The sequence below is a fragment of the Bradyrhizobium sp. UFLA05-153 genome, from assembly GCF_054185185.1.
In genome coordinates, this window is the sequence record NZ_JBBIAM010000073.1 from 1 (window position 1) to 26,203 (window position 26,203).

At 64.5% G+C, this 26,203-nt stretch carries 27 protein-coding genes and 1 tRNA gene; 17 read left to right on the forward strand and 11 right to left on the reverse strand.

Going from position 1 to position 26,203, the window contains the following annotated elements; genetic code table 11:
* The first annotated feature begins 161 nt into the window (after positions 1-161).
* Positions 162-344, forward strand: a complete 183-nt coding sequence (locus Q2941_RS32745; protein WP_254112073.1) for a hypothetical protein — start codon at positions 162-164, stop codon at positions 342-344.
* A 72-nt stretch (positions 345-416) separates the two neighbouring features.
* On the opposite strand, the gene Q2941_RS32750 is transcribed toward Q2941_RS32745, so the two are convergent.
* A complete protein-coding gene (locus tag Q2941_RS32750; protein WP_027522971.1) occupies positions 417-1,022 on the reverse strand; it encodes an FMN-dependent NADH-azoreductase in 606 nt (201 codons plus the stop codon).
* A gap of 83 nt (positions 1,023-1,105) precedes the next feature.
* Between Q2941_RS32750 and Q2941_RS32755 the strand changes: the two genes are divergently transcribed.
* Positions 1,106-1,516: a winged helix-turn-helix transcriptional regulator gene (locus Q2941_RS32755; RefSeq protein ID WP_027522970.1), complete on the forward strand. Its 411-nt coding sequence runs from the start codon at positions 1,106-1,108 to the stop codon at positions 1,514-1,516.
* Positions 1,517-1,649: 133 nt separating this feature from the next.
* Here the strand turns inward: Q2941_RS32755 and dprA are convergent, their stop codons facing one another.
* Positions 1,650-2,792 (reverse strand): DNA-processing protein DprA, encoded by a 1,143-nt coding sequence (dprA, locus tag Q2941_RS32760; protein WP_458194993.1) that lies wholly within the window; start codon positions 2,790-2,792, stop codon positions 1,650-1,652.
* Between the two features lie 91 nt (positions 2,793-2,883).
* Here dprA and Q2941_RS32765 point away from each other — a divergent pair, with 91 nt between their 5' ends.
* Positions 2,884-4,125: an amidase gene (locus Q2941_RS32765; protein ID WP_458194994.1), complete on the forward strand. Its 1,242-nt coding sequence runs from the start codon at positions 2,884-2,886 to the stop codon at positions 4,123-4,125.
* Here the strand turns inward: Q2941_RS32765 and Q2941_RS32770 are convergent.
* The 4 genes from Q2941_RS32770 to Q2941_RS32785 form a co-directional block, all read right to left on the reverse strand.
* A complete protein-coding gene (locus Q2941_RS32770; RefSeq protein ID WP_458194995.1) occupies positions 4,117-5,331 on the reverse strand; it encodes a patatin-like phospholipase family protein in 1,215 nt (404 codons plus the stop codon). The genes Q2941_RS32765 and Q2941_RS32770 overlap by 9 nt on opposite strands.
* Before the next feature lie 142 nt (positions 5,332-5,473).
* A complete protein-coding gene (plsY, locus tag Q2941_RS32775; RefSeq protein ID WP_458194996.1) occupies positions 5,474-6,070 on the reverse strand; it encodes a glycerol-3-phosphate 1-O-acyltransferase PlsY in 597 nt (198 codons plus the stop codon).
* Between the two features lie 38 nt (positions 6,071-6,108).
* Positions 6,109-7,410 (reverse strand): dihydroorotase, encoded by a 1,302-nt coding sequence (locus Q2941_RS32780; RefSeq protein WP_458195021.1) that lies wholly within the window; start codon positions 7,408-7,410, stop codon positions 6,109-6,111.
* Positions 7,411-7,415: 5 nt separating this feature from the next.
* Positions 7,416-8,369: an aspartate carbamoyltransferase catalytic subunit gene (locus Q2941_RS32785; RefSeq protein ID WP_027522965.1), complete on the reverse strand. Its 954-nt coding sequence runs from the start codon at positions 8,367-8,369 to the stop codon at positions 7,416-7,418.
* Between the two features lie 216 nt (positions 8,370-8,585).
* On the opposite strand from Q2941_RS32785, the gene Q2941_RS32790 reads away from it, so the two are divergent.
* The 3 genes from Q2941_RS32790 (at position 8,586) to Q2941_RS32800 (ending at position 11,862) form a co-directional block, all read left to right on the forward strand.
* The gene (locus tag Q2941_RS32790; RefSeq protein ID WP_458194997.1) at positions 8,586-9,335 is read left to right on the forward strand and encodes a M15 family metallopeptidase; all 750 of its coding nucleotides are present in this window, start codon (positions 8,586-8,588) and stop codon (positions 9,333-9,335) included.
* A 20-nt stretch (positions 9,336-9,355) separates the two neighbouring features.
* Positions 9,356-10,999 carry an acyl-CoA dehydrogenase family protein gene (locus Q2941_RS32795; RefSeq protein ID WP_458194998.1) on the forward strand — a complete coding sequence of 548 codons (1,644 nt, stop codon included), beginning with the start codon at positions 9,356-9,358 and terminating at the stop codon, positions 10,997-10,999.
* A gap of 92 nt (positions 11,000-11,091) precedes the next feature.
* Entirely contained in the window at positions 11,092-11,862 is a 771-nt protein-coding gene (locus Q2941_RS32800; protein ID WP_458194999.1) for a CPBP family intramembrane glutamic endopeptidase, read from the forward strand.
* 32 nt (positions 11,863-11,894) lie between these two features.
* Here the strand turns inward: Q2941_RS32800 and Q2941_RS32805 are convergent, their stop codons facing one another.
* Both Q2941_RS32805 and ruvX read right to left on the reverse strand, forming a co-directional pair.
* Positions 11,895-12,818, reverse strand: coding sequence for an AEC family transporter (locus Q2941_RS32805; protein ID WP_458195000.1), 924 nt, complete (start codon positions 12,816-12,818; stop codon positions 11,895-11,897).
* 3 nt (positions 12,819-12,821) lie between these two features.
* Positions 12,822-13,313 (reverse strand): Holliday junction resolvase RuvX, encoded by a 492-nt coding sequence (gene ruvX, locus Q2941_RS32810; RefSeq protein ID WP_458195001.1) that lies wholly within the window; start codon positions 13,311-13,313, stop codon positions 12,822-12,824.
* A 47-nt stretch (positions 13,314-13,360) separates the two neighbouring features.
* Between ruvX and Q2941_RS32815 the strand changes: the two genes are divergently transcribed.
* The gene (locus tag Q2941_RS32815) at positions 13,361-13,576 is read left to right on the forward strand and encodes a hypothetical protein (protein WP_254112083.1); all 216 of its coding nucleotides are present in this window, start codon (positions 13,361-13,363) and stop codon (positions 13,574-13,576) included.
* Here Q2941_RS32815 and Q2941_RS32820 read toward each other — a convergent pair.
* Positions 13,563-14,453, reverse strand: a complete 891-nt coding sequence (locus tag Q2941_RS32820) for a LysR family transcriptional regulator (RefSeq protein ID WP_254112084.1) — start codon at positions 14,451-14,453, stop codon at positions 13,563-13,565. The two genes, Q2941_RS32815 and Q2941_RS32820, sit on opposite strands and share 14 nt — an antisense overlap.
* A 95-nt stretch (positions 14,454-14,548) precedes the next feature.
* On the opposite strand from Q2941_RS32820, the gene Q2941_RS32825 reads away from it, so the two are divergent.
* The 6 genes from Q2941_RS32825 (at position 14,549) to Q2941_RS32850 (ending at position 19,108) form a co-directional block, all read left to right on the forward strand.
* Positions 14,549-15,529 carry an NAD(P)H-dependent flavin oxidoreductase gene (locus Q2941_RS32825; RefSeq protein WP_458195002.1) on the forward strand — a complete coding sequence of 327 codons (981 nt, stop codon included), beginning with the start codon at positions 14,549-14,551 and terminating at the stop codon, positions 15,527-15,529.
* Between the two features lie 16 nt (positions 15,530-15,545).
* Positions 15,546-16,622 carry an NAD(P)H-dependent flavin oxidoreductase gene (locus tag Q2941_RS32830; RefSeq protein ID WP_458195003.1) on the forward strand — a complete coding sequence of 359 codons (1,077 nt, stop codon included), beginning with the start codon at positions 15,546-15,548 and terminating at the stop codon, positions 16,620-16,622.
* 194 nt (positions 16,623-16,816) lie between these two features.
* Positions 16,817-17,104 carry an Asp-tRNA(Asn)/Glu-tRNA(Gln) amidotransferase subunit GatC gene (gene gatC, locus Q2941_RS32835; RefSeq protein WP_027522955.1) on the forward strand — a complete coding sequence of 96 codons (288 nt, stop codon included), beginning with the start codon at positions 16,817-16,819 and terminating at the stop codon, positions 17,102-17,104.
* 20 nt (positions 17,105-17,124) lie between these two features.
* Entirely contained in the window at positions 17,125-17,349 is a 225-nt protein-coding gene (locus Q2941_RS32840; RefSeq protein ID WP_254112087.1) for a hypothetical protein, read from the forward strand.
* Positions 17,346-18,821, forward strand: a complete 1,476-nt coding sequence (gatA, locus tag Q2941_RS32845) for an Asp-tRNA(Asn)/Glu-tRNA(Gln) amidotransferase subunit GatA (RefSeq protein WP_458195004.1) — start codon at positions 17,346-17,348, stop codon at positions 18,819-18,821. Before Q2941_RS32840 ends, gatA begins: the two co-directional genes overlap by 4 nt.
* Before the next feature lie 2 nt (positions 18,822-18,823).
* A complete protein-coding gene (locus Q2941_RS32850; protein WP_458195005.1) occupies positions 18,824-19,108 on the forward strand; it encodes a hypothetical protein in 285 nt (94 codons plus the stop codon).
* A 34-nt stretch (positions 19,109-19,142) separates the two neighbouring features.
* On the opposite strand, the gene Q2941_RS32855 is transcribed toward Q2941_RS32850, so the two are convergent.
* Positions 19,143-19,916 carry a CC0125/CC1285 family lipoprotein gene (locus tag Q2941_RS32855; protein WP_458195006.1) on the reverse strand — a complete coding sequence of 258 codons (774 nt, stop codon included), beginning with the start codon at positions 19,914-19,916 and terminating at the stop codon, positions 19,143-19,145.
* A gap of 90 nt (positions 19,917-20,006) precedes the next feature.
* On the opposite strand from Q2941_RS32855, the gene gatB reads away from it, so the two are divergent.
* The 3 genes from gatB to Q2941_RS32870 all read left to right on the forward strand — a co-directional run bounded on the left by gatB (position 20,007) and on the right by Q2941_RS32870 (position 23,262).
* A complete protein-coding gene (gene gatB / locus Q2941_RS32860; protein WP_458195007.1) occupies positions 20,007-21,488 on the forward strand; it encodes an Asp-tRNA(Asn)/Glu-tRNA(Gln) amidotransferase subunit GatB in 1,482 nt (493 codons plus the stop codon).
* 804 nt (positions 21,489-22,292) lie between these two features.
* Positions 22,293-22,769 carry a hypothetical protein gene (locus Q2941_RS32865; protein WP_458195008.1) on the forward strand — a complete coding sequence of 159 codons (477 nt, stop codon included), beginning with the start codon at positions 22,293-22,295 and terminating at the stop codon, positions 22,767-22,769.
* Between the two features lie 226 nt (positions 22,770-22,995).
* Complete coding sequence (locus tag Q2941_RS32870; protein ID WP_027522947.1) at positions 22,996-23,262, forward strand: hypothetical protein; 267 nt, start codon at positions 22,996-22,998, stop codon at positions 23,260-23,262.
* Between the two features lie 70 nt (positions 23,263-23,332).
* Here Q2941_RS32870 and Q2941_RS32875 read toward each other — a convergent pair whose 3' ends face one another.
* Complete coding sequence (locus Q2941_RS32875) at positions 23,333-25,342, reverse strand: O-linked N-acetylglucosamine transferase, SPINDLY family protein (RefSeq protein WP_458195009.1); 2,010 nt, start codon at positions 25,340-25,342, stop codon at positions 23,333-23,335.
* Positions 25,343-25,690: 348 nt separating this feature from the next.
* Here Q2941_RS32875 and Q2941_RS32880 point away from each other — a divergent pair.
* A tRNA-Ser gene (locus tag Q2941_RS32880) sits at positions 25,691-25,784 on the forward strand.
* Positions 25,785-26,203 lie beyond the last annotated feature (419 nt).

The window sequence follows — 26,203 nt, forward strand, 5'->3', positions numbered from 1 at the left end:
ATGAAGTGAAAATTGAACCGGCCTGGCGCGGTTGCGCCGGCCGGTTCCCTCATCCCTGAGACGTATTTCCAAAACAGTGCGTGATATGGTTGAACCTTGGCGTGCGGTGCACAGACATTTCTACGGGCAGGGGTCATAAGACCCATTTAAGGGAGCCCGTTATGCCGAAAGCCGCTCGCATTTTTTCGTCGATTTCAGCACCGCGTATTTACACCGAACGTTCCGCCATCCCCGCGAAGAAATCCGACACGCACGAGCTCGTTGCGGTCGCCTTGTTCTCCGGCATTGGATTGCTCATCTCGCTGGTCGCCGTCATCCTGGGCATTCAGGGGATGTGGTTTTAGCTTTGCGACAGATGCGCTGGTGCAGTTGCCGCCGCCCGCATGTGGCGGCGACAGATGGCGTTGGCGAGAAGCCTAGGCCGCGCGCAGGCTGGTCGCGGCCTGAAGCGCGCCTGCGATGGCCTTCTCGCGGTGGTCCGGTCCGACCTGGATGCCATCAGCGATAATGAATTCCGGGCTGATCCCGATGAAGCCAAACACGCTGCGCAGATAGGTTTCGAGGTGCTCCAGGGCAGCGAGCGGCGTGCCAGCGCCGTAATAGCCGCCGCGGGAGATCGCCACGATCACGCGCTTGCCGCCGGCAAGCCCTTCAGGTCCGGTGGCGCCGTACTGGAACGTCTTTCCTGCCACGATGATGCGATCGATCCAGGCCTTGAGCTGGCTCGGGATGGTGAAATTGTACATGGGCGCGCCGATCACGACGATGTCGGCGGCGAGGAATTCATCCAGCACGGTCTTGCTGGCGGCGAGGTCGGGCCCGAGTTCTGCCGGCGCCGGGCCGCCTTGTGCAGCGGCGAGATGCGATCCGGAAAGGTGCGCGAGCGGCACCTGGGTCAGGTCGCGATAAACAATCTCAGGGGACGGCGTGGCCTGGCGCAGCCGGTCGACGACGGCCGCCGAAACCTGCCGGCTAACGGAGTGGGGGCCGAGCACGCTGGAGTCGATGTGGAGGAGTTTCATTTGGGTCACCCATGGTATAGATTTGTAACCCGCACTACATGAGTGACTATCGAAATCCCCGCAAGAACGCACTTTTTTGAGCCATGGGCACATCTTTGAAACCGACACACAGCCATTTGCCCGCCCTGCCGGTGCCGCATCCCGACCATTCCGACTGCCGCGGCGTCGCCTCCATCCTTGCCCGGGTCGGCGACAAATGGAGCGTGTTCGTGATCATGATGCTCGGCGACGGGCCGAAGCGCTTCAATGAGCTCAAGCGCATGATCGCCGGCATCTCGCAGCGGATGCTGACCCTCACGCTGCGCGGGCTGGAGCGCGACGGGCTCGTCACGCGCACAATCTTTCCGACCATTCCCCCGCGCGTGGATTATGAACTGACCGATCTCGGCCGCGGGCTGGCTCGCCCGGTCGAGGCGCTCGGCATGTGGGCGAAGGCGCACCAGACGGAAATCGAGGCGGCGCGGGCGCGCTTCGACAAGCGCAATGAGGGCTGATCTGAGCTGTTGGGCTGAATCTCCTTTGGTTGGAGCGATTTAGCCCGGTTCACCTCGGGAGCGGCGAGAAGCCCTGCGACGCCCGCCCGTGGCGGGCTTTCTACTTTTGCATGGGGTTGTTTTCGATCTTTTTCTAGAGGAGCGAGACCAGACCACCGCCGTGGCGCTCCAGACGTCCCGCGAGTTCGAGCTCCAGTAGCACGGTGCGGACGATCGCAGGCGAGGCGCCGGACATCCGCACGAGATCGTCGATCGAGATCGGCACGGGGCCGAGCAGGCCGGTGATCTTATCCCGGTCGTGCCCTTGCGGATCGCTTTCAAACGGTTCGCTGTCAGGCTCGCCGGCCGGATGCATCACCGGCCGTTCCATGATCGGCTGCACCGCATTGATGATGTCGGCGGCTTCCGTCACGAGCGTTGCGCCCTGCTTGATCAGGTCATTGGTGCCGGCGGCGCGCGGATCGAGCGGCGAGCCCGGCACGGCAAAGACCTCGCGGCCCTGTTCGGCCGCCATGCGCGCGGTGATCAGCGAGCCCGAGCGCTGCGCCGCCTCGACCACGACCACGCCGAGCGAGGCGCCCGAGATCAGGCGGTTGCGGCGAGGAAAATCGCGGGCGCGCGGCGCGTGACCGAGCGGCATTTCGGAGATCGCAGCGCCGCTCTGGTCGATGATCGCGGCGAGCAGATCCTCATGCTCGGGTGGGTAGATGCAGTCATGGCCGCCGGCGAGCACTGCGACCGTGCCGGTTGCGATGCTCGTGCGATGTGCGGCCTGGTCGACGCCGCGGGCAAGGCCCGAGATGACCACGAAGCCGGCCTCGCCGAGCTCGCGTGCGAGCTGGCCTGCAAATTTGAGCCCGGCGCCGGAGGCATTGCGCGAGCCGACGATCGCTATCATCGGCCGCATCAAGGTTGCGGCGTCGCCGCGCACCGCCAGCAGCGGCGGCGCGTCGTCGATCGTCGCAAGGCGCGAGGGATAGCCGTCCTCGCCGGGCGCGAGCCAGCTCACGCCGCGTTTCCGGCTTGCCGCGAGCTCGGCCCTGGCCTCATCTGCGGAGCAGATGCGCCCCGACCGCGCCGCGCCGCCGCGCCGCGCAAGCTCGGGCAGCCGCTCCAGCGCCGCGCGTGCGCTACCAAAGTGATCGACCAGCGAGCGGAAGGTGCGCGGGCCGACATTGTCCGAGCGGATCAGACGGAAGCGGTCGATCCTGTCGGCCTCGGTGAGGGTTGTTGTGTTCGTGATAGCGTCCACGGTGTCTCCTTGCGCGCGCAGCATGGAACAACCTGGGCGCGTGGGCAACAGGGGGCCTGCGCTTGCGCGACCTCGTTCCGATGCTAAAAGCGCTTCCAACAAGAAGGATTTCGCCATGATCTCACTCGCCGACCTCCAGCGCCGCATCGAGAGGGGCGAGCTTTCGCCGGATGCCGCGATCGCGCAGTCGCTTGAGGCGATCGAGGCGCGGGAGAAGGATGTCCGGGCCTTCGTCTGTCACGCCAAATCGGCGAAGGCGCAAGGCTCGGGTCCGCTGCGCGGCATTGCGGTCGGCATCAAGGACATCGTCGACACCGCCGATTTCCCGACCGAGATGGGCTCGTCGATCTATCGTGACTGGCAGCCGCGCGCGGATGCACCGGTGGTGATGATGCTCAAGCGGGCCGGGGCCACCGTCATTGGCAAGACCACGACGACCGCCTTCGCCGCGAACGATCCGACCGTCACGCTCAATCCGCACAATCCCGGCCACACGCCGGGCGGCTCCTCCGCGGGCTCGGCGGCAGCCGTGGCTGCCGGCATGATCCCGCTCGCGCTCGGCACGCAGACCGGCGGCTCGGTGATCCGGCCCGCGGCCTATTGCGGCGTCGCGGCGATCAAGCCGTCGTTCCGGCTGCTGCCGACGGTAGGCGTAAAGTGCTTCTCCTGGGCGCTCGATACGGTCGGCCTGTTCGGTGCCGGCGTCGACGACGTCGCGCGCGGGCTGTTTGCGATGACCGGTCGTGCCGAATTCTCCGACATCAGCCCGGCGACCTCGCCGCGCATAGGCGTGGTCAGGCAGGAGTTCGCCGGTCCGGTCGAGCCCGCAGCCGAAGAGGGGCTCGCCGCCGCGATCAAGGCTGCGAAGCGCGCCGGCGCGAGCGTCGAGAGCGTCGACCTGCCGGAACTGGTGCGGGAGGCTTGGCGCATTCATCCGGTCATCCAGGTGTTCGAGGCGCATCGTGCGTTCGCCTGGGAGTTTTCCGAGTGTCACGACGAGATCGCGCCGATGCTGCGCGCGACCCTCGATGCGAGCGTCGGGGTCACGCCGCGCGAATATGACGAGGCGCGCCGGACTGGCCGCCGCGGCCGCCGCGAGCTCGGCGAAGTCTTTGAGGGTGTCGATGTGCTCTTGACCTATTCCGCGCCGGGCACCGCGCCAAAGGGGCTCTCATCGACCGGCGATCCCCGCTACAACCGGCTGTGGACGTTGATGGGCAATCCTTGCGTCAACGTGCCTGCGCTGAAGGTGGACGGCCTGCCGGTCGGCGTGCAGGTGATCGCGCGCTTCGGCAATGATGCGGGCGCGCTGGCCGCCGCGCGCTTCCTCGAGAACGCGCTCGCGGCGTCAAGCTAGCGCGGGCTCGGCAGGCGTGCGCTGAACGGACGGCTCGCTACGCGTCTCCTGCCGCAGCCAGCGGTCGGCAGCTGTGCGGCCGCTCCGGTGCAGCAGGCGAATGAAGCCGCGGCCAAGATCGGTCGATGAGCGCTGCGCCAGCCCCTCGATCTCGTCTTCCGCCGCGATCCTGAACAGGCGTAGCGCGGGTGCCGAGCCGGCGCGCGCCCATTCCACCGCGGCGAGCTCGGCGTTAAGCGCGGCGTTGGCCGCGATCTGGTCGAGCCTGCGGTCGATCGCAGCAAGCGTGATCGGCACGTAGCTGTCGCGCGAGGGCGTCACCTGGACGACCAGCACGTCGGACGCGCGCGACTCCTGCACCAGCCGCACCAGCGGCGGATTGCCGCCATAGCCGCCGTCCCAATAGGCCTCGCCGTCGATCTCGATGGCGCAATGCACCAACGGCGGACAGGTCGAGGCCAGCGCGACGTCGGCGGTGATCGCGTCGTTCGAAAACACCTGCAGGTGTCCATCGCGGATCCGTGTCGCTGCGACGAGAAGTTTCGGGCAGGCCTTGGCCTGCAGCGCCGCAAAATTGATGTCGCGCGACAGCGCTTGCCGCAGCGGATCGAGATCGAACGGATCGAACTGGCCGGAGCGCAGCGTCGGCCCGAATGCCACGGAGCTTCCTGCCGGCGAAAAGCCGCCGACCAGCATTAGTGAGCGGAACGAGGCCTCGTGCATCAGCCGTACCCAGAACCGCTCGAGGCGGGCCCGCGCGCCCTCGCGGCCGCCCTCGGCAAGGCCACAGGCGACCAGCAGCACGTTGATGGCGCCGGCACTGGCGCCGCTGATGGTGTCGAATTCGATTCCCGGCTCTTCCAGCAGCCGCTCCAGCACGCCCCAGGTGAAAGCGGCAAAGGTGCCACCGCCCTGCAACGCCAGCGACAGCTTTCGCGGCGGCCAGGCGGTAGAGGGGCGCGCGTTCGTGATGGCGGGGGCAGGGGCCGGCCGTTCGATCGGCGGCGCTACGGGGGGCGCGATCTCTTCGCGGGCGGGCGGTGGTTTCGGAACGGGCGCCTCCGCGACGGGCGGTTCGGAGGCGCTTGACCAGATGTTCGTCAAAGAGAGCAGGCGGCTCGCAGCGGTGCCGCAAGCTTGCGCGGGCGCATCAGTGGCGCTGCGCTGAGTTAGTCGATCATGCGTAACGTCGGTCTTCTCATTCATCGGACGCAAACCGGATGACGCCATTGTCATCCCTGAGGATGACAGGCATGGAACTCCTTTGCCACTGTCAGCACAAGAGTTGCGAACAGGAATTGGAATATAATGCGGACGGCCTGCGTCGGTATCCGTACTTTTTCCGGACTCAGCCCTTTTGACCGATCCGGCCCTCGGTGCCCGACTGCAGCCGCTTGATGTTCTCGCGATGCATGTAGAACAACAGCAGTGTCAGCACCGCGAACAGCGAGGCGAGCGCGAGGTGGCCGAACCACCACAGGAAGATCGGCGTCACGAAGGCCGCTACCAGCGCCGAGAGCGAGGAGTAGCGGGTGGTGAAGGCGGTTGCGAGCCACAAGAGGCAGAAGAACAGTGCGCCCGGCCAGAACAGGCCAAGCAGGATGCCGATATAGACCGCGACACCCTTGCCGCCTTTGAACTTGATCCAGACCGGGAAGAGATGGCCGAGAAAGGCGCCGAGGCCTGCCAGAATCGCTGCATCGGGCCCGGCGAGATAGCCCGCAACCACCACCGCAACCGTGCCCTTGAGTGCGTCGAGCAATAGCGTCGCTGCTGCCAGTCCCTTGCGGCCGGTGCGCAGCACATTGGTGGCGCCGATATTGCCCGAGCCGATCGAGCGCAGGTCCTGCGTGCCTGCAAGGCGTGTCAGTACGAGCCCGAACGGGATCGAGCCCAGGAAATAGCCGATAAGGAATGCAACTGGCAGGACAGCTTCAATTCCCATCGCCACATCTCCATGTCCGGCGTATTTCCCGCGCATGATTAGACATGCTCGAACACCGTCCGTCCGCCGACGATGGTGCGCACCACGCGGCCCGAGAAGCGGGCTTCATCGAATGGCGTATTCTTGCAGGGCGATTTGAGGTCGGCGGGATCGAGCACCCAGGGCGTGTCGGCGTCGATCACGACGACGTCGGCCGGCGCGCCGGCGCGCAAGGTGCCACCGGGCAGGCCGAGCAGCTCGGCCGGCCGGGTCGACATCGCCCTGATCAGCGTCTTCAGTTCCATCTCGCCATTATGCACCAGCCGCAGCCCCGCCGACAGCATGGTCTCGAGGCCCACCGCGCCGGGAGCTGCTTCCGCGAACGGCAGCCGCTTGCCTTCGACGTCCTGCGGATTGTGGTCGGACATGATGACGTCGACGAGGCCAGAGCCGACGGCCGCAACCAGCGCCCGGCGGTCGTCCTCGGTGCGCAGCGGCGGCGACAGTTTCAGGAACGTCCGGTAAGGCCCGATATCGTTCTCGTTCAGTGCGAGATGGTTGATCGAGACCGAGGCGCTGACGGCAAGACCGGCGTCGCGGGCGCGCTTGAGAATATCGAGCGAGTCGATGCAGGAGAGCGAGGCCGCGTGATAGCGGCCGCCGGTCAGCGCGACGAGGCGCATGTCGCGCTCCAGCACCACGGCTTCCGCGGCGTTCGGGATGCCCATCAGGCCGAGGCGGGTCGCGAACTCGCCCTCGTTCATGACGCCTTCGCCGACGAGGTTGGGATCCTCGGTGTAATGCACGATCAGCGCGTCGAAATCGCGCGCATAGGTGAGGGCGCGGCGCATCACCTGCGCATTGGTGACACTTCGGTCGCCGTCGCTGAAGGCGACCGCGCCGGCGGCTTTCAGGAGACCGAACTCGGTCATCTCCTCGCCGCGCATCCCCTTGGTCAGGGCGGCCATCGGCTGGATGTTGACGATCGCGGTGTCACGGGCCCGGCGCATCACGAAGTCGACGGTCGCCGAATTGTCGATGACGGGTAAGGTGTCCGGCTGGCAGATCACGGTGGTGATGCCGCCGGTCGCGGCCGCCTGGCTCGCGCTCGCAAAGGTCTCGCGATGACCGTAGCCCGGCTCGCCGGCGAAGGCGCGTATGTCGATCAGGCCGGGAGCCACGATCTTGCCGGAGCAGTTGACGATGTCGGTGCCCTCGGGGACGCCGGCTGCGCCGATGCCGCGGCGGGTCTCGCGGATCGTGCCGTCGGCGATCAGGACGTCGCCGATGCCGTCAAAATCCCTGGCGGGATCGACGACGCGGGCGTTGGCGAGCAGGATCGGGCGGCGGTCGGTTAGCATTGGCATCACGCGTTCGGCAGGTTACGGGCGAGCGCTTCCAGCACCGCCATGCGTACGGCGACGCCCATCTCCACCTGTTCGCGGATCAGGGACTGGGCGCCGTCGGCGACCGCTGTGTCGATCTCGACGCCGCGGTTCATGGGACCGGGATGCATCACCAGCGCATCGGGTTTGGCGTAGGCGAGCTTTTTCTGGTCGAGGCCGAAATAGTTGAAGTATTCGCTGGTGGACGGCACGAAGGAGCCGTTCATGCGCTCGCGCTGGAGCCGCAGCATCATGACGATATCAGCGCCTTCCAGGCCCTCGCGCATGTCTCGCGCAACTTCGACGCCCATCCGCTCAATGCCGGGCGGCAGCAGCGTGGACGGCCCGACGACGCGGACGCGGGCGCCCATGGTGTTGAGCAGGATGATGTTGGAGCGGGCGACGCGCGAATGCAGGACGTCGCCGCAGATCGCGATCACGAGGCCCTCGATCCGGCCCTTGTTGCGGCGGATGGTCAGCGCGTCCAGCAGCGCCTGCGTCGGATGCTCATGCGCGCCGTCGCCGGCATTGATCACGGAACCGTCAACCTTGCGGGCCAGAAGTTCCACCGCGCCGGAGGCGTGATGTCGTACCACCAGGATGTCCGGGTGCATGGCATTCAGCGTCACCGCGGTGTCGATCAGCGTCTCGCCCTTCTTCATGGAGGAGGAGGAGACCGACATGTTCATGACGTCGGCACCCATGCGTTTGCCGGCGATCTCGAACGAGGATTGGGTGCGGGTGGACGCCTCAAAGAACAGGTTCACTTGCGTCCGCCCACGCAGGACGGCGCGTTTCTTGTCCACCTGGCGGTTCACCTCGACATATTCTTCGGACAGGTCGAGGAGGCCGGTGATGTCGGCAGCGGAAAGGCCCTCGATGCCCAGCAGATGCCGGTGACCGAGGACGAAGGTCGATTTCGATGCAGGGGTCATTAAAAGCAGAGCTATAGGCGGGGATGGGTAAGGGGGCAAGGGCCAAAGGTAGGGAAGTGAGTTATCCCCTGATCAGTCTGATACACCGTCATTCCGGGATGGCGCGTCAGCGCCAGACCCGGAATCTCGAGATTCCGGGTTCGATGCTCCGGGCCGCGCTTTGCGCGGTCCCGTCGCATCGCCCCGGAATGACGATGGAAAGATGGGAAGTGCTCCGTGAAGCTGATCTTGATTGCAATTGTAACAATCGTCTCAATTTCCTTCGCCCACGCCCAATCGCTCCCCGGCGGCTTCGTGTACTTGCGCGACATCGATCCCACGATCATCCAGGACATCCGCTACGCGACCTCGAACAATTTCACCGGCCATCCGCTGAGCGGCTACGGCGCCGGCGAATGCGTGGTGAAGCGGGAGGTGGGGCTGCGGCTGAAGGCGATCCAGCAGGAGCTGGCCATCCAAAACCTCTCGCTGAAGATGTTCGATTGCTACCGCCCGGTGCGCGCGTCGCTCGATATGGTGGCATGGGCGCAGAACGGCCGCGAGCCGGCGGCCGAGCGACGCTACAATCCCAAGATTCCCAAGACCGAGCTGTTCCGGCTCGGCTACATCGCGAGCCGCTCGCAGCATTCCACGGGTGCGGCGCTCGATCTGACGCTCGTCGATCTCAGGGCTGACAACTCCGCCAAATATGATCCCGCCAGGTCCTACGCCGACTGCACGGCGCCGGTCGAGGCCCGGCCGCCCGAAGGCAGCGTCGACATGGGCACCGGCTATGACTGCACGGATGCGAAGGGCCATACCGCTGCACCGTCGATCACGGCCGATCAGCGCGCCTGGCGCAAGCGGCTGGTCGCTGTGATGGCCCGGCAAGGCTTTGTGAACTATTCGAAGGAGTGGTGGCATTTTTCCCTGCCGGGGGCGGGCGGGGCAGCCTATGATTTCCCGATCCAGCCGCGGCGGAACTGATTCCGGTCCGAGGACACGCCATGACCCAGCCGAGCTTCGCAACCCACGAGGTCTTCAACCAGTCGCCGCCTCTGGAGGACGTCGACCTGTTTGCAGCAGATCGCCCTCTGGTGGATGCAGTCAGGGCCAATGGCGGTGCTGCGGCGGAACAGGAGCTGTCGGCGTTCGGCCGGCATTGGGGCTCGGCGGCGATGGCCGAGCGCGGGCGCATCGCCAATGAGAACACGCCAAAGCTCCGCACCTTTGACGCCAAGGGCAACCGTCGCGACCAGGTCGAGTTTCATCCCGCCTATCACGAGCTGATGGCGTATAGCGCGCATGCCGGTGTGCACAATTCCACCTGGACTACGGACGGAAAGCCTGCCGGCGATGCGGCCGAGGTCATCCGCGCGGCAAAGTTCTACATCGCCTCACAGGTCGAGACCGGACATCTGTGCCCGATCACCATGACGCGCGCCTCTGTCGCGGCGCTTGCGATGCAGCCTGATCTGCTCGCGCGCGTGATGCCGGTGCTGTCGACGAAGAGCTACGATCCAAGCTTCGCGCCGTGGTGGGAGAAGCGCGGCATGACGCTCGGTATGGGCATGACGGAGAAGCAGGGCGGCACCGACGTACGCGCCAACATGACGCGCGCGGTGCGCGATGGGAACGCCTACCGCATCACCGGCCATAAATGGTTCATGTCGGCGCCGATGTGCGACGCCTTCCTCGTGCTGGCGCAGGCCGAGGGCGGGCTGACCTGTTTCTTCATGCCGCGCTTTGCGCCGGATGGTTCGGTCAACGCGATCCAGTTCCAGCGTCTCAAGGACAAGCTCGGCAACCGGTCCAATGCGTCCTCCGAGGTCGAGTTCGTCGGCGCCCATGCGGAAGCCGTCGGCGAGGAGGGCAAGGGCATCCGCACCATCATCCAGATGGTGCAGCTGACGCGGCAGGATTGCGCGATCGCCTCCGCCGGACTGATGCGTTCGGGGCTGGCGCACGCGCTGCATCACGCGCGTCATCGCAGCGTGTTCCAAAAACATCTCGCCGATCAGCCGCTGATGCAGGCGGTGCTGTCGGACATGGCACTGCATGTCGAGGCGACGGTCGCTCTGGTGATGCGGCTTTGCCAGGCTTTCGACCGGGCGCACCAAGCCGCTCGTGAAGCAAACTACATGCGGCTGCTCACGCCCGCGATCAAATACTGGGTCTGCAAGAGCGCGCCGGCTTTCCTCTACGAGGCGATGGAGTGCCTCGGCGGCAATGGCTATGTCGAAGACGGCATCCTGGCGCGCCATTTTCGCGAATCCCCGGTGAATGCGATCTGGGAAGGCTCGGGCAATGTGATGTGCCTCGACGTGCTGCGCGCGCTGGCGCGTGAACCCGAGGCGGCCGCCCACGTGCTGATGCATCTCAGAGCCGAAACCAGCGGCCTTCCCGGTGTGGGTGATGCATTGGCCTTCATTGATAAGGCTTTCCGTCGGCAGGATTCCGAGCGGGTCGCGCGGCTAGCGGTTGAGAAGCTCGCACTGCTTGCAGCAACTGCCGCGCTCAACGTCGTGTCACATCGGCACGCCGAATTGTTCGCCGCCACACGCCTCGCCACCAGTCACGCCAGCATGTATGGCGCAGTGGAGCTGGAGAGTGCCGACGTGCGAGCGCTGCTCGAGCCAGCGCTGCGTTGACATGTTTTGTGTCGATCACTTGGTCTGTCGTTCCGGGTTCGCTGCTGCGCATCGCCCCGGAATGACAGCGATCATCCAACGAAAGTCTCTTGATGGACACTCTCAATCCTGACCACCCGCCGCTGATCGTGACGCCCGCCGAGGTATCCCCGCGCGTCTGGAAATTCTGGGGCACGTCGCTGTGGGGTCTGTTCGTCTTCGCCGCGATGTTCGTCGGCCAGATCGGCACGGTCGTCTATCTCGTCGCGCATCGCGGCGGCCCGATCGACATGGCGTCCCTCGAGTTCGTCGGCCGCGATCCGCAGGCGCTGGCGCTGTCGGTGATCGCGGGTCTGCCGACCACGCTGGCCGCGGTGTGGCTGGCCATTCGCCTGAAGGGAGCTTCCTTCGCCGACTACCTCGCACTGCGCTGGCCGTCCTGGTTGCAGATTCTGCTCGGTGTCGTCGGTCTCGTCCTGATCGTGGTGATCTGGGAGACGATGTCGCGTACGCTGGGCCGCGAGGCGACGCCCGGCTTCATGACCGATCTCTTGAAATCGGGCCGCGACAAGGGTGCGGCGACGATGCTCGTGCTCAGCTTCAGCATTGCCGCGCCGATGTCCGAAGAGGTGATCGCGCGGGGCTTCCTCTATCGTGGCTGGTCGGAAAGCTTTCTGCGCGTGCCCGGCGCGATCATCCTGTCGTCGCTGGTCTGGACGGCCGTGCATCTCCAGTACGACATGTATTTCCTCGCCGAGGTGTTCTCGATCGGCTTGTGGTTCGGCTACATGCGCTACCGCGGCAATTCGTTGTGGCTCACGATCGTGCTCCATGCGCTGAACAATCTGACCGCAGTGGTGCTGACGATGTGGCTGGGGAGTTGAGGTTGCCGGCAATCGCGCGCCGATGATGGCGGCTAGGCCACCAGCGCGATCGCGATCGGCATCGTGATCGCCGCCAAGATCGTCTGCAGCGTGATGATCTGCGCGAGCAACGGCGCATCGCCGCCCATCTGGCGGGCCAGCACATAGGCGCTGGGCGAGGTCGGCACCGCCGCGCAGACTGCGATGATCGCAAGGCTCGTCCCGGTCAGCCCGAACCATAGCGCCAGCAGAAGCGCGATCAAGGGCATCAGCACGAGCTTGAGGGCGACGCCGATGGCGGCGCCCATGCTCGGGCGGAACAGGCCATTGAGATGCAGGCCCGCGCCGGTGACGAGCAGGCCGATGGCAAGGGAAGAGCGGCTCAGCGCATCCGCGACCTCGTGCCAGATCTTTGGCAGCGGCAGGTGCAGGACGTTGACGAGCAGGCCGATCGCGCAGGCCCAGATCAGCGGGTTGCTCGCCACGGTCATGACGATAGCGCCGACGGATTGCTTGTTTGGCGAGGCATAGTGCGCGAGCACCGCGACGCTGAACACGTTGACCAGCGGAATGATTGCGACCATCGCGACGGAGGCGAGAGCGAGGCCGATGTCGCCGAACAGATTGGCGGAGACTGACAGTGCGACATAGGTCTGCCAGCGGGTTGCACCCTGGAAGATCGAGGTGAAGGCGGGGCCGTCGATGTCGAGCCGTGCCAGGGCCGGCCGCAGTGCGAGGCACAGCAGCGACATCGCGAGCGAGGATAGCAGCAGCGCGCCGCCGACGCCTGCGACCGGCACCTTTTCGAGGTCGGCCTTCACCAGCGTCTGGATCAGCAGCATCGGAAACAGCACGTAATAGGTCAGCCGCTCCAGCCCGTGCCATTGCGTGTCGAGCCGCATCAGGCTGTGTTTCAGCACCACGCCGAGCGCGATGAGAATGAAGACCGGCAGCAGTGCTGCAATCACCACCGCCATGGGTCAGTCCATCCCGGGTGCGTCGCGAAGATTGGCCAAACGATCGAGCGCGCCTTGCAGGATGAAGATCGCGGCGTGCTCGTCGATCACCTCGGCGCGTTTGGCGCGGCTGACGTCCATGCTAATCAGCTCGCGCTCGACCGCCGACGTCGAGAGACGTTCGTCCCACAGGCCGATCGGCAGTGCCGTGAGACCGGCGAGATTGCGGGCAAAGGCGCGGGTCGATTGTGCGCGCGGGCCCTCGCTGCCGTCCATGTTGATCGGAAGCCCGAGCACGAAGCCGACAGCCTTGCGCTCGGCGGCGATGGTGAGCAGGCGCGCGGCGTCCTGCTTGAATGCCTTGCGCTGGATTGTCTCGACGCCGGTCGCGAGCCGCCGGTCGGGATCGGAGACGGCAACGCCGATCGTCTTGGTACCGAGATCGAGCCCAATCAGCGCACCTCGCGCGGGCCAGTGGGTTGCAGCATCGACCAGAGGTAGGATAGGAGCCGGCATGGTGTTAGCGCATACCATGGCAAGCGCTGCGGAGTGAACCGAGAACAATGGATGCGCTGACCTTATTCGGCCTGTTCGCCGTGACGGCGATGCTGGTCTGTTATGCGCTGGAGGACCGCAGCCACTGGTTCGTGCTGCTGTTCGCCGCCTCCTGCGCGCTCGGCTCGGCCTACGGTATACTGCAGGGCGCCTGGCCGTTCGGCGTAGTCGAGGCGATCTGGGCGATCGTGGCGCTGCGGCGTTGGTCGCTCAGGCCGCGATGACCTCGTCATCCCTGTTCAGGCAGGACGCAAACCCCTGAAGCGCGCTGTACTGGTGGCCGGCGCTGCGCTGGATGAACAGCGTCTCAACCCCTGCGTAAGCCGGGCTCAGTGTGTGGATCGACACGCTGCCGATCATCGCGCTGCGCTCGACCACCGCACGTGGAAGCAGCGTCACGCCCATGTCGGCGGCGACGCAGCCGATCATGCCGTCGAGCGTGCCGAGCTCGAAGCGCGCCGCCGACGGCCAGCCGAACTCGACGAACATCTGCTCGAGGCGTTGCCGATAGGTGCAGCCGGTGCGGAACACCAGCGCGGTCGGGCCTGACTCCGGCGTGCCGGCGCGGAGCTCTTTGAGTGACGTCCAGCGGCGCGCGCTGACAAGCACCAGCTCTTCGCGGAAGGCGCTGACGGCGGTGAGCTCGGCATGCTCGATGGGAGCGGCGACGAAGGCGCCGTCGAGCGCACCATCGAGCACGGCGGCGACGAGATCGGCGGTGGTTGCAGTGCGCAGGCTCAGCCGCACGGCAGGGAAACGCCGGTGGAAATCCGCGAGCAGCGGTGGCAGGCGGACGGCGGCGGTTGTCTCCATTGAGCCGATCGCGAGCGGCCCCTTCGGCTCGCCATCATCGCGGGCGGCAAGGACGGCCTCGCGCGAAAGCGCCGCCATCCGCTGCGCGTAAGGCAAGAGCCGTTTGCCGGCGCCGGTCAGCGTCATGCCGCGGCTGTGGCGCTCGAACAGCGGCGTGCCGATCTCGGCCTCCAGCGCCTTGATGCGCTGGGTGACGTTCGACTGCACGGTGTTGAGTTCTTCGGCGGCCCGGGTGATGCCGCCAGTACGGGCGACCGCGGCGAAGGTCTTGATATCGCTGAGTTCCATGGTTTCGTTTCGTTTTTGAGATGGCAGCGTTCGCAAGAATTCAATTTTCGAGAATGCTATTCCCACTTAGTCTTCCTGTCCACACGGGAGGAGCCATGCCAATCACCACACCCCTGACCGCGCTGCTCGGTATTAAGCATCCGATCTTGCTTGCTCCGATGGACATCATCGCCGGCAGCAGCCTGGTGACGACGGTGAGCCGCGCCGGCGGCTTCGGCATTCTCGGCGGTGGCTATGGCGAAAGGGCTTGGCTGGAGCAGGAGACGGCGAAGCTGAAGGCGCTACGCGCGCCGTTCGGCATCGGCTTCATCACCTGGAGCCTCGCCAAGCGCCCCGAGCTTCTCGATGTTGCGCTCGCGGCGAAGCCCGGGGCGATCATGCTGTCGTTCGGCGATCCCGCGCCGTTTGCGCCGCAGATCAAGGCGGGCGGGGCGCGGCTGATCTGCCAGGTTCAGGACGAGGCCATGGCGCGACAGGCGCTCGATGCGGGGGCCGACGTTCTGATCGCGCAAGGCACCGAGGCAGGCGGCCATGGTGCATCCCGCACCACGATCGATCTCGTGCCTGGGATCGTCGATCTCGCGGCGGGTCGCGTGCCGGTGGTCGCGGCCGGCGGCATCGCCGACGGACGCGGGCTCGCCGCCATGGTGATGCTGGGCGCAAGCGGCGTGCTGCTCGGTACGCGCTTTTATGCGAGCCGGGAGGCCGACGGTGCGGAGGAGGCGAAGCGGCGCATCTGTGATGCAACGAGCGGCTCGACTGTGCGCGGCATCATTTTCGATCTCTCCCGTAACAATGTCTGGCCGGCGCCGTTTACCGGGCGGTGCCTGATCAACGATCACGCCCGGCGCTGGATGGGCCGCGAGGTCGAATTGATGCAGAATGTCGCCAAGGTTGCGGCCGACTATGCCGCCGCAAAAGCGAGCGGCAATTTCGATGTCGCCGCTGTGATCGCGGGCGAGGCGGTTGGCCTGATCCATGATATTCCGCCGGCAGCCGAGATCGTCGAGCGGATCGCGGCAGAGGCGGAGCAGCTGCTCGCCGGCCGGCGCAACTCGGTCGCTTCCGCTGCTTAGAGAAGAGAGAACAACCATGTGGCCTGACCGTCGACTGATCGACCTCTTCAAGACCGAATTCCCGATCGTGCTGGCGCCGATGGCCGGCGTGATGGATGCGGAGCTGGTGATCGCGGCGGCGCAAGGCGGTGCGCTCGGCTCGCTGCCATGCGCGATGCTGTCGGCGGAGAAGGCGCGCGAGCAAGTCAATCTCATCCGCCAGCGGGTTACCGCGCCCGTGAACATGAACTTCTTCTGCCACAAGCCGCTCGAGCTTACGGCCGAGGCCGAAGCGCGCTGGAAGCAGCGTCTCGCGGGCTATTACAAGGAGCATGGTCTCGATCCGGCGGCGCCCATCAACGCTGCCAACCGCGCGCCATTCGATGCAGCGTTCTGCGAGGTCGTCGAGGAGCTGAAGCCGGAAGTCGTCAGCTTCCATTTCGGCCTGCCGGCGGAGGAGCAGCTCAAGCGCGTCAAGGCGGCCGGCTGCCTCGTCATCTCGTCGGCCACCACGGTCAAGGAGGCAGTCTGGCTCGAGCAGCGCGGTGTCGATGCGGTGATCGCGCAAGGAGCCGAGGCTGGCGGCCATCGCGGCATGTTCCTGACCGATGAAATCGCCGAGCAGCCCGGCACCTTCGCTCTGGTGCCGCAGGTCGTCGATGCCGTGAAGGTGCCGGTGATCGCGGCCGGCGGCATTGCGGATGGGCGCGGTATCGCGGCTGCCTTTGCGCTCGGTGCGGCCGGCGTGCAGATCGGCAGCGCCTATCTGCGCTGCCCAGAATCCAAGGTCAGCGCCGGTGGCCGCAAGGCGCTCGCCGAAGCGCGGGACGATTCCACCGTCATTACCAACGTGATGACCGGACGGCCCGCGCGCGGCGTGCAGAACCGTCTGATGCGCGAAGCCGGCCCGATTTCACCGGACGCGCCGGCCTTTCCCCATGCCGCGACCGCGCTGGGGCCTTTGAAGGCGGCGGCCGAGAAGCAGGGCAGGGTGGATTTCACCAATCTTTGGGCCGGACAGGCCATTGGCATGGGCCGCGAGATGCCCGCGTCCGAATTGACCCGGGAGCTGGCCAAATCCGCGCAGGCCCGCCTGAAAGCGCTGGCCGGCTAGGCGCGATGAGATCCGGGAGGATCGTCATTGCGCTTTAGGTTATTGTTTGCGCATGATCTTTTCGGAAAACCGCTGCCCACTTTGCGCTAACGCGGCCCTTCGGGTCCGGATCATGCGCCCAGCGCTGGTTGCGGCGCAAAACATGCCTCTGCTATACGGCAGAACAGGATTTCTGCCGTTCGAGGCCTTATATTATGTCCGTTGACGCCGCTACCGTCCGCCGCATCGCGCATCTGGCGCGCATTGCGGTTTCCGACGACGAGGTTCCGCATCTCCAGGGCGAGCTCAACGCCATGCTGGCCTTCGTCGAGCAACTCTCGGAGGTCAATGTCGAGGGCGTCGATCCCATGACCTCGGTGACGCCGATGGAGATGAAGAAGCGCCAGGACGTCGTCAATGATGGTGAGATCGCCGATGATATCGTTGCCAATGCGCCGGCGACCGAAGGCCACTTCTTCCTGGTGCCGAAGGTCGTCGAGTAAAAAATTAGGACACGAGTCCGATGTGCCTGCTATGCGACGATGAGAAGGCCTATCAGGCCTATATGAACTATCTCGACGCGATGGAGCGGCAGGGCAAGGCTGCCGATCCCAACGTGGCGGCCAATGCCGTGCTCGACCAGCTCGAGGCGGCGGCGAATGCATCCGCCAAGAACAACGTTAAGCAAGACGACCCGGCCAACGACAAGACCCTGTCTCCGTTCTTCTGTAGCCCGATCAATAAATGACCAATTTGACATCGCTGACGCTCGCCGAGGCCCGCAAGGGTCTCGCCGACAAGACATTCACGTCGCTTGAGCTGACCGACGCGCATCTGAGTGCGATGGAAGCTGCACGCGCGCTCAACGCCTTCGTCCTGGATACGCCCGACCAGGCGCGCGCCATGGCGCGCGAAGCTGATAGCCAGATCGCCAAGGGCGATGCCGGCCCGCTCGCCGGCATTCCGCTCGGCATCAAGGACCTGTTTGCGACCAAGGGCGTGCGCACCACGGCCTGCTCGAAGATCCTCGGCAATTTCGTGCCGACCTACGAGTCGACCATCACCTCGCAGCTCTGGCGCGACGGTGCGGTGATGCTCGGCAAGCTCAACAATGATGAGTTCGCGATGGGCTCGTCGAACGAGACCTCCTGCTTCGGTCCCGTCGGCAATCCCTGGCGGCGCGAGGGCTCGAACACGACGCTGGTGCCTGGCGGCTCGTCCGGCGGCTCGGCCTCGGCCGTTGCGGCGCTGCTCTGCATGGGCGCGACCGCGACCGATACCGGCGGCTCGATCCGCCAGCCCGCAGCCTTCACCGCGACCGTCGGCATCAAGCCGACCTATGGCCGCTGCTCACGCTGGGGCATCGTCGCCTTTGCCTCCTCGCTCGATCAGGCCGGTCCGATCGCGCGCAGCGTGCGCGATTGTGCGATGCTGCTGCGCTCGATGGCGGGCCACGATCCGAAGGACACGACCTCCGTCGACATCGCCGTGCCGGACTATGAGGCCGCGGTCGGCAAGTCCGTGAAGGGCATGAAGATCGGCATTCCCAAGGAATACCGTCTCGACGGCATGCCTGCCGAGATCGAAAAGCTTTGGGAAGCGGGCGCGGCCTGGCTGAAGGCCGCCGGCGCCGAGCTTGTCGAGGTGTCGCTGCCGCACACCAAATACGCTTTGCCGGCCTACTACATCGTGGCGCCGGCGGAAGCCTCGTCGAACCTCGCGCGCTATGACGGCGTACGCTACGGCCTGCGCGAGCAGGGACGCAACATCATCGAGATGTACGAGAACACCCGCGCCGAAGGGTTTGGCGCCGAGGTGAAGCGGCGCGTCATGATCGGCACCTATGTGCTGTCGGCCGGCTATTACGACGCCTATTATCTGCGTGCGCAAAAAGTGCGCACCCTGATCAAGAAGGACTTTGAGGACTGTTTCGCCAGGGGCGTCGATGCGATCCTCACGCCGGCAACGCCGTCGGCCGCCTTCGGCATCGGCGAGAAGGGCGGCGCCGACCCGGTCGAGATGTACCTGAACGACATCTTCACGGTCACCGTGAACATGGCGGGCCTGCCCGGCATCGCCGCGCCCGCGGGCAAGGATGCGCAAGGTCTGCCGCTCGGCCTGCAATTGATCGGCCGGCCCTTCGATGAGGAGACGCTGTTCTCGCTCGGCGAGGTCATCGAGCAGGCGGCCGGCCGCTTCACGCCCGAGAGGTGGTGGTGAACATGGCGGCGTACATCGCCAGCCTCGAAGGCGCAGCGCCGGCGCCCGAACTCAGCGCGCCGCTCGCAGGGCTCTGGTGGGCCGCGAAGGGAGACTGGGACAAGGCGCACAAGATCGTCCAGGACGAGGACAGCCGCGACGCCGCCTGGGTGCACGCATACTTGCACCGCGTTGAAGGCGATCTCGGCAATGCCGGCTATTGGTACCGCCAGGCGGGCCAGCCGGCGGCGAAAGATTCATTGCAGGCGGAGTGGGAGCGGATCACTGCCACGCTGCTTAGATCGTGAGGTCGGTTCACCCGCAATGATATCTCGCGGCGCGCTATCTTAGCGTTCCTTTCGGCAGCAGATATTCGTGAACATGCGGACAGATATTGCCGAGGTTGCACCGCTCGGCCTTGATGAGCGGCTCCAACTGGGCAATCAGCGCCTTGGCATTGAAGACTTTCGGAGGAGCCGCCTCGACCGGTGCCGGCAGGAAGTGCACGTCGGCCTCGAGTCCGGGCTTGGGCCCCGCCGCCCCGCCGCCGGTGTAGATAAACACGCCGCCACGCGCGAGCCGGATCGGCTGATCCGATCGGCTGGCGAAATCGCCATGATCCCAGATCCTGAAATCGGCAGTCTCCTGTGGTGACACCGGAATTCGGGTGCGCAGCGACGGCACTGCGCTGGCGAGGCGAGGGCCACGATCATTCGCCGGTGGTCGATGCATCGCGAATTGAATGTCTGACAGGATTTCAAATCCAGCAAAGCCCTTTTCGATCGCCAGTTGGGCAGAACGATAGAGCCAATAGACCTGAACACTCTCGCGGGTGGTGTAACCATTGCCCTGGAAGCTCACGCGGAAGACGTCGGGCCTGAGCTCCTTGACGTCGGATCCACCGGTAAAGCCTTGTTGCTGATAAGGTGTCGAACAGGACACGAGAACGGCGGCCGAAGCCACCAAAATCAGGCTACGAAAGAACATGCATTGCCCCCTGCACTCAACTTCTACGGCGCATCGGGCGTCGGCGTCAATGCCTGAGGGAGCGGCGCCAAATGTGCACTGTGCAGGCCCGGCGCGGGCGGAATGCGCCAGCCGCCGTCGTCGGCCCATTGTCGCACCACGTTCTCCAGCTTGACTGGCGCGATCCGTTGCGCGAAGCCCAACCAACCCCGATATGGATTTGTCCGGACATCGAGACCCATGAACGCACCCGCCCCCCACAAGCTTCTCAAAGGCGCCACCGGCGACTGGGAGATCGTCATCGGCATGGAAATCCATGCGCAGGTGACGTCGAACTCAAAACTGTTCTCGGGCGCGTCCATCGCGTTCGGCGGCGAGCCGAACACGCACGTGTCGCTGATCGACGCGGCGATGCCCGGCATGCTGCCCGTCATCAATGAGGAATGCGTCAGGCAGGCTGTCCGGACCGGGCTCGGACTGAAGGCGAAGATCAATCTACGTTCGGTGTTCGACCGGAAAAACTATTTCTATCCCGACTTGCCGCAGGGTTATCAGATCAGCCAGTACAAGTCGCCGATCGTCGGCGAGGGCGAGGTGTTGGTCGAGCTCGACGGCGGCCGCAGCGTCAACGTCGGCATCGAGCGGCTGCACCTGGAGCAGGATGCCGGCAAGTTGTTGCACGACCAGTCGCCGACGATGTCCTATGTCGATCTCAACCGCTCCGGCGTGGCGCTGATGGAGATTGTCTCAAAACCGGACATCCGCGACGCCGAGCAGGCGAAGGCCTATGTCACCAAGCTGCGCTCGATCCTGCGCTATCTCGGCACCTGCGACGGCGACATGGAGAAGGGAAACCTGCGCGCCGACGTCAACGTCTCGGTGCGTCGTCCCGGCGGGCCGCTCGGCACCCGCTGCGAGATCAAGAATATGAACTCGATCAACTTCATTGGACAAGCGATCGAGTACGAGGCGCGGCGCCAGATCGAGATCCTCGAGGACGGCGGTGAGATCGACCAGGAGACACGGCTCTACGACCCCAACAAGGGCGAGACGCGCTCGATGCGGTCGAAGGAAGAGGCGCACGACTACCGCTACTTCCCCGATCCCGATCTCTTGCCGCTGGAATTCTCGCAAAGCTTCGTCGATGAGCTGAAGGCGAAGCTGCCCGAGCTGCCGGACCAGAAGAAGACGCGCTTCGTCGCCGACTTCGGCCTGTCGACCTATGATGCGAGCGTGCTCGTCGCCGAGCGCGAAAGCGCTGACTTCTACGAGACCGTGCTGGACAGGCTCGCCAATCGCACCCGCGACGGCAAGATGGCGGCGAATTGGGTGATCAACGAGCTGTTCGGCCGTCTCAACAAGGAGGGACGGGGCATTGCGGGCGCTCCCGTCGCCGCCGAGCAGCTTGCCGCGATCATCGACCTGATCGGCGAGGGCACGATCAGCGGAAAGATCGCCAAGGATCTGTTCGAGATCGTCTGGCAGGAGGGCGGCGATCCGCGCGCGCTCGTCGAAAGCCGCGGCATGAAGCAGGTCACCGACGTCTCGGCGATCGAGAAGGTGGTCGACGACATCATCGCGGCCAATCCCGACAAGGTCGCGCAGGTCAAGGACAAGCCGCAGGCGCTCGGCTGGTTCGTCGGCCAGGTGATGAAGTCGTCCGGCGGCAAGGCCAACCCGCAAGCGGTCAACGACCTGCTCAAGTCCAAGCTCGGCGTCTGACACGTTGCGGTGACGGCGCGTGTCGTCACCGCGATCCTGCCTTTGCGCATCCGTCGCGCACTCGGCGACACCAACGTCGCCTCGATCGCATCGTCCAAGCCCCACCGAATCGCCGTCTTCGATTCGTACAAACGGCGGCTTCGAGCACGCTCCGGCGAGCGATCGCGCCGTTAAGCATGAAAATATTTTCGTTGCCAAAATTCGCGACTCAGAGTCCGCGAAACACGCTTCGTGCGCCTTCGAACAAGACGCAACGCGCGCCGGAGCATCGATCGCGCGCAACGTGCGAATGCGAAATGGGCTTGCAGCATAGAGTTTTCTTGCAATCGATGCTTTCGCCGGCGTCGGTGCGGCAGGCACTTTTCGCATAGACGATCGAACGACTCGTCAACCGCGTGCACGATGCGCGGAGTACTTGCGCGCTTCGCTGCGTCAACACTTCCTTAAGCGGGAAGATGTTTTTTTCGCCGTGTTGGTGTATTCGGGATGAAGTGCATTCGATCCCCGAATGCACGCAGCGATTAAAGCCATCTCACACATCGGAGGGCAACATGGCCAAGAAAGCGAAGAAGGCGAAGAAGGCGAAGAGCGCAGTGAAGAAGACTGCGAAGAAGACCCGCAAGGTCGCGAAGAAGAAGAAGTAACTTCGCTTCTGAAGTCGCCGGCCTCTCTGATGGCCGGCACGTCATCAGCGCCTTCTGCGATCTGGTTTGCTTCCGGCAGGACAGGTCTCAGTCAATCAGGCTCTGATCGGCGATAGAGGGTGTCGGCGAGACATCAGGTCAACGGTCGGATCGTCCTTCCTTGTCGAGCTTGCTCGTCAAGGTCCGGTCCGGCAGAAGAAACAAGTTTTCTTCGTTCGGTGCGGTTCGCCTTTATCGGCTCCGCAATTTCATGAGTAGCCTCGCGGCCAAAATGAAATCTGGTCCTGACGTGTTCGCCGACGCCCTCGTTCGAGTAGCCGGGATCCTCGCCGGCGTTTTCATTTCTCAAAATTTCAGATCCAAGACGCGACAGCGCAGCCGAACAGGCTCGCGATTGCCGTGGCCCGGCCGCGCCCACACTCCGGCGTCATCGCCACCTCCTTTGATGGAGTGTTGCGACGACCGGTTGAAACCGCCAAGTATTCCAGAGCCAGTGACGCATACGGAGAAGCCGCGGCGTACTGGATTCCTCGCCTTCGCGGGGAATGACAGCTCAGAATTTGGCTACGATCGTGCGCATCTCACCACGCGCGATGGTTATCATCGTCCGAAAATCCGGACGGTTAACCAAATCTGACGTATCGCAGAAGTACTTGAGAATCCGGAACTTCTTGCATTTTCGTGGCCGCGCCAGGTGGCCTCGCGTTTACGTCCCCTTCATCGCGATACTTAAACTGCCATTCAAATTTGCTCGCCAAGATCGCCCTCAACAAGCCGGCAAGAACGGCATGGGGACGAGTTGAACAGTTTGGATGGGAGCCGCGCTCGGGGGAACGAGGCGGCACAACAAAAGGGGATGCGACATGTTTCAGGGGACTTTCGATCTGGAGACCGCGACGCCGGTCGACGTGAGCGCCTTGTCGGACGTGCTGTTCGAGCGGGGCATGTATTGGGCGAGCGGCCGCTGCGGCCTCGTCGATCTCGTCGCCGCGCATAAGTGGTTCAACCTCGCGGCGCTGAAGGGCCGCAAGGACGCGATCGCACTTCGCCAGGAGGTCGCCGGGCAGATGTCGGATGCCGAGATCGCAGCCGCGCAGCGCGAGGCGAGGGCCTGGGCCACCGCGCATTGAGCGGTTCACTCCGCCGTACGGACCCGAACCTTGACCGATCGATGCGATTGCGCCAAGGCGACCATCAGATTTAGACGGCAAACGAGGCCGGCGCTTCGCCGGCGCAATGCCGGCGCCACATTTCACTGAAGGCCTTTTCGATGTGTCGTGTCATACCGACAGTATCGAAGAGAGGCCAAGTGGACCGATGCGTCGCCAGCTTGCTCTTGAGGGCGGTTCGAAGTTCGGAATCGTGCGCGATCCGAAGCGCCAAGCCCTCATATTCGTCCAGCGATCGCGTCACCAACTCGGGAAGGCCGACAGCATTCAGGAGACTGGCTGCAACTCGTCCCGGAAAGGCGGTGCCGAGGCAGGTCAGGACCGGCAAGCCAGCCCAAAGGGCGTCGCTGGCCGTGGTATGGGCGTTGTAGGGCAACGTGTCCAGGAACAGATCGGCCAGCTGGTGGCGCGCCAAGTGTTCGTCGATAGCGACGGGTGGGGCGAACACGATCCTCTCGGCGGCGATGCCGCGCGCTACGGCTTCACGCCTCAGGTTCTCCCTGGTGATCTGGCCCCCATCAAACAGCCAAAGGACGCTGCCGGCGGTCTTGGCAAGCAGCCTCATCCAGACATCGAACAGCACAGGCGTGATCTTCAACGTTTTGTTGAACGCACAGTAGACAAATGCATCGTCCGGCAGTCCGACCTCGCTCCGGGCTGGTGCATTTGGCAGGGGCGGTCGCCTGGTGTCGGTCACCTGATAGCTGTCGGGGAGATAGATCACCTTCTCGGCGTAATGCTTCTGCTCTCCTTCGGGGATGACGATCCGGTCGGCCATGATGTAGTCGATATATGACGCGCCCATCGTGCCGGGAAAGCCGAGATAGTTGACCTGGATGGGAGCCGCCCGGCACGCAAGGATTTTCGGTCGCGCACCGGCGGTGAAGCCTCCGAGATCGACGAGGACGTCGATGTCGAGCTGGCGTATCAGCTTGACCACGTCCTCGTCGGTAAGATGTCTGACGTCTTCGAAGCGTTCGAATGCTGCCTTCAGGCGGTTGCGCATGTTGCCGCCGTCATCCGGTCCGTAGGAGATGGCGCTTACGTCGAAGCGCTCGCGGTCGTGCTCCTCGAAAAGTCCGGCCATCAAAAGCGCGGTGGCGTGATTGCGAAAATCGGCAGACAGGTACGCGACCCGCAGCCGGGAAGCCGGTGACTGCGATCTGGGTATCGCGGCACCTCGCTCCGGGGCGACGTTGGCGACATACGTCTTCGCACAGGTGAATTGGTGTGCCGGAGACGACGAGGCAACAAGGAAGGTGAGCGCGTCGATCGCCACGCCGGATTCGGCGGCTTCGTCCAAGGCGGCCTGTTCACGTTCGAAACTGCGCCAGTCGGCACGCTTCCGCCTGGAATCAACGAGCTTGCTCAACGCGAACGGGAAGGCCTTGTTTAGTGCGACCGTTCTTTCGAGCGCTTCGATCGCTTCGTCGTGTCGGCCCATTTCGGTAAGGACCTCAGACAAGACGAAATGGTACTGTGGATTCGACGGTGCAAGCTCGATGGCACTTCGGTAGCTGTCATGCGCTTCGTCAAGCTGACCGAGCCGCTGGAACGCACTACCTCGGTTCAAGAAGGCTGCGCTCGATGGCGTGATCGCAATGGCGCGATCAAGTTCGGCGATCGCGCCGTGAAACTCCTTCCGTGCAATCAGGATCGCGCCGCGATTGAGATGCGCATCGGCGAAGTCCGGCGACAGGGCAATCGCTTTCGCAAGCCAAGCGAGCGCATCGTCTGTCTTGTCCAATGCACGCAGCACGTTGGCATAGTTGAAAAGAACGTCGGGATTGCCGGAGTCGATGCGGGCAGCCTTCTTGAGCAATGGCTCGGCGTCCGCAAAATTGCCGCGCTGGGCCTGCAACAGCCCCAGCATATGGAGCGCGGTGGGATGCGTTCTGCTTGCCCTCAGGATGGTCGTGTAGGCCCGTTCCGCATCCGTCAGATTGCCCGAACGGTGCGCCGCAATTGCCTGGTCCAGAATAGCCGACGAATGGAGTGAGGAGGGGGCCGAAGCTCCCTTGTTGCGGCTTTGCTGCGACATGTGAATGGGTTTCCGGACCGCGATGACGGGTCTGTGCTTTGGCGAACTGGGTGCAAAAAACTCTAGTCGCCTTTGCTGGAGAGAACAACGGCCGCGCCGCCCGCGCTTCAAGACTAACCGCGCTCGTGCCGAGATTTCGCGCGCGACAATATTTGCATTCATGCTGGCCAACTGACGCGATGGCTACCAGCGTGCTTGACGACGGCCGGCCGTCGCTCCGGACGTCAAGCCAGTCTCGACCCGTCCCCCGCTTCGGTCGCTGTCAAAGCTTTCATGTGCAAAGAAACCCGCTAGCCTCGATTCTGCCGCTTGCGGCTCGCCGCGGGGTCGGGCATACCCGGCACAGCCGGAGACGTGGCCGAGTGGCTGAAGGCGGCGGTTTGCTAAACCGTTATAGGCTTGTAAAGGCCTATCGAGGGTTCGAATCCCTCCGTCTCCGCCAGCCGTGAATGAACTCCGGCCCACCGTTTCAAATCACCCCACAATATATATGTCCAGGTAGGTCCGGCCGGCGGCAGCTCGCCTCCCACGGGAACTAGCACTCTGTCCTCGCTTGGCCTGGGGGAACGGCCTCGCGTTAGTCAAAGACCAGTGCGCTCAGCGATCGAACGGCGCGGCGACGAGATCGTCCAGCCTCCGTTCCGAGTCGGCTGCCGATTCTTCGATTCCAGTGCGTCGCGACGTCGTCACAGAGAGCAAGCGCTCTGTCCCCCTTCACCGAGGGAATTTTGACAGCATTTGGAGCCGCTGCAAAAAGAGTATGGAAAACAAGTACTTACAGGCGCGCCGCGATCACATCCGCGTGTTATTTGTGCAACACCCGTTGGAAAACGCGCTTTGTAGGGCCGGTTCGGAGCGTTC

What these genes read in the sequence shown, in the direction of transcription:
- ruvX (WP_458195001.1), bottom strand. Translation starts at nt 13,313, where the DNA reads ATGCCGGCTCCTATCCTACCTCTGGTCGATGCTGCAACCCACTGGCCC.
- gatA (WP_458195004.1), top strand. Translation starts at nt 17,346, where the DNA reads ATGACCAATTTGACATCGCTGACGCTCGCCGAGGCCCGCAAGGGTCTC.
- Q2941_RS32875 (WP_458195009.1), bottom strand. Translation starts at nt 25,342, where the DNA reads ATGTCGCAGCAAAGCCGCAACAAGGGAGCTTCGGCCCCCTCCTCACTC.
- Q2941_RS32820 (WP_254112084.1), bottom strand. Translation starts at nt 14,453, where the DNA reads ATGGAACTCAGCGATATCAAGACCTTCGCCGCGGTCGCCCGTACTGGC.
- Q2941_RS32800 (WP_458194999.1), top strand. Translation starts at nt 11,092, where the DNA reads ATGGACACTCTCAATCCTGACCACCCGCCGCTGATCGTGACGCCCGCC.
- Q2941_RS32850 (WP_458195005.1), top strand. Translation starts at nt 18,824, where the DNA reads ATGGCGGCGTACATCGCCAGCCTCGAAGGCGCAGCGCCGGCGCCCGAA.
- Q2941_RS32780 (WP_458195021.1), bottom strand. Translation starts at nt 7,410, where the DNA reads ATGCTAACCGACCGCCGCCCGATCCTGCTCGCCAACGCCCGCGTCGTC.
- Q2941_RS32755 (WP_027522970.1), top strand. Translation starts at nt 1,106, where the DNA reads ATGGGCACATCTTTGAAACCGACACACAGCCATTTGCCCGCCCTGCCG.
- Q2941_RS32870 (WP_027522947.1), top strand. Translation starts at nt 22,996, where the DNA reads ATGTTTCAGGGGACTTTCGATCTGGAGACCGCGACGCCGGTCGACGTG.
- Q2941_RS32805 (WP_458195000.1), bottom strand. Translation starts at nt 12,818, where the DNA reads ATGGCGGTGGTGATTGCAGCACTGCTGCCGGTCTTCATTCTCATCGCG.
- plsY (WP_458194996.1), bottom strand. Translation starts at nt 6,070, where the DNA reads ATGGGAATTGAAGCTGTCCTGCCAGTTGCATTCCTTATCGGCTATTTC.
- Q2941_RS32750 (WP_027522971.1), bottom strand. Translation starts at nt 1,022, where the DNA reads ATGAAACTCCTCCACATCGACTCCAGCGTGCTCGGCCCCCACTCCGTT.
- Q2941_RS32855 (WP_458195006.1), bottom strand. Translation starts at nt 19,916, where the DNA reads ATGGGCCGACGACGGCGGCTGGCGCATTCCGCCCGCGCCGGGCCTGCA.
- Q2941_RS32770 (WP_458194995.1), bottom strand. Translation starts at nt 5,331, where the DNA reads ATGAATGAGAAGACCGACGTTACGCATGATCGACTAACTCAGCGCAGC.
- Q2941_RS32765 (WP_458194994.1), top strand. Translation starts at nt 2,884, where the DNA reads ATGATCTCACTCGCCGACCTCCAGCGCCGCATCGAGAGGGGCGAGCTT.
- Q2941_RS32840 (WP_254112087.1), top strand. Translation starts at nt 17,125, where the DNA reads ATGTGCCTGCTATGCGACGATGAGAAGGCCTATCAGGCCTATATGAAC.
- Q2941_RS32795 (WP_458194998.1), top strand. Translation starts at nt 9,356, where the DNA reads ATGACCCAGCCGAGCTTCGCAACCCACGAGGTCTTCAACCAGTCGCCG.
- Q2941_RS32825 (WP_458195002.1), top strand. Translation starts at nt 14,549, where the DNA reads ATGCCAATCACCACACCCCTGACCGCGCTGCTCGGTATTAAGCATCCG.
- Q2941_RS32745 (WP_254112073.1), top strand. Translation starts at nt 162, where the DNA reads ATGCCGAAAGCCGCTCGCATTTTTTCGTCGATTTCAGCACCGCGTATT.
- Q2941_RS32830 (WP_458195003.1), top strand. Translation starts at nt 15,546, where the DNA reads ATGTGGCCTGACCGTCGACTGATCGACCTCTTCAAGACCGAATTCCCG.
- gatB (WP_458195007.1), top strand. Translation starts at nt 20,007, where the DNA reads ATGAACGCACCCGCCCCCCACAAGCTTCTCAAAGGCGCCACCGGCGAC.
- Q2941_RS32785 (WP_027522965.1), bottom strand. Translation starts at nt 8,369, where the DNA reads ATGACCCCTGCATCGAAATCGACCTTCGTCCTCGGTCACCGGCATCTG.
- gatC (WP_027522955.1), top strand. Translation starts at nt 16,817, where the DNA reads ATGTCCGTTGACGCCGCTACCGTCCGCCGCATCGCGCATCTGGCGCGC.
- Q2941_RS32815 (WP_254112083.1), top strand. Translation starts at nt 13,361, where the DNA reads ATGGATGCGCTGACCTTATTCGGCCTGTTCGCCGTGACGGCGATGCTG.
- dprA (WP_458194993.1), bottom strand. Translation starts at nt 2,792, where the DNA reads ATGCTGCGCGCGCAAGGAGACACCGTGGACGCTATCACGAACACAACA.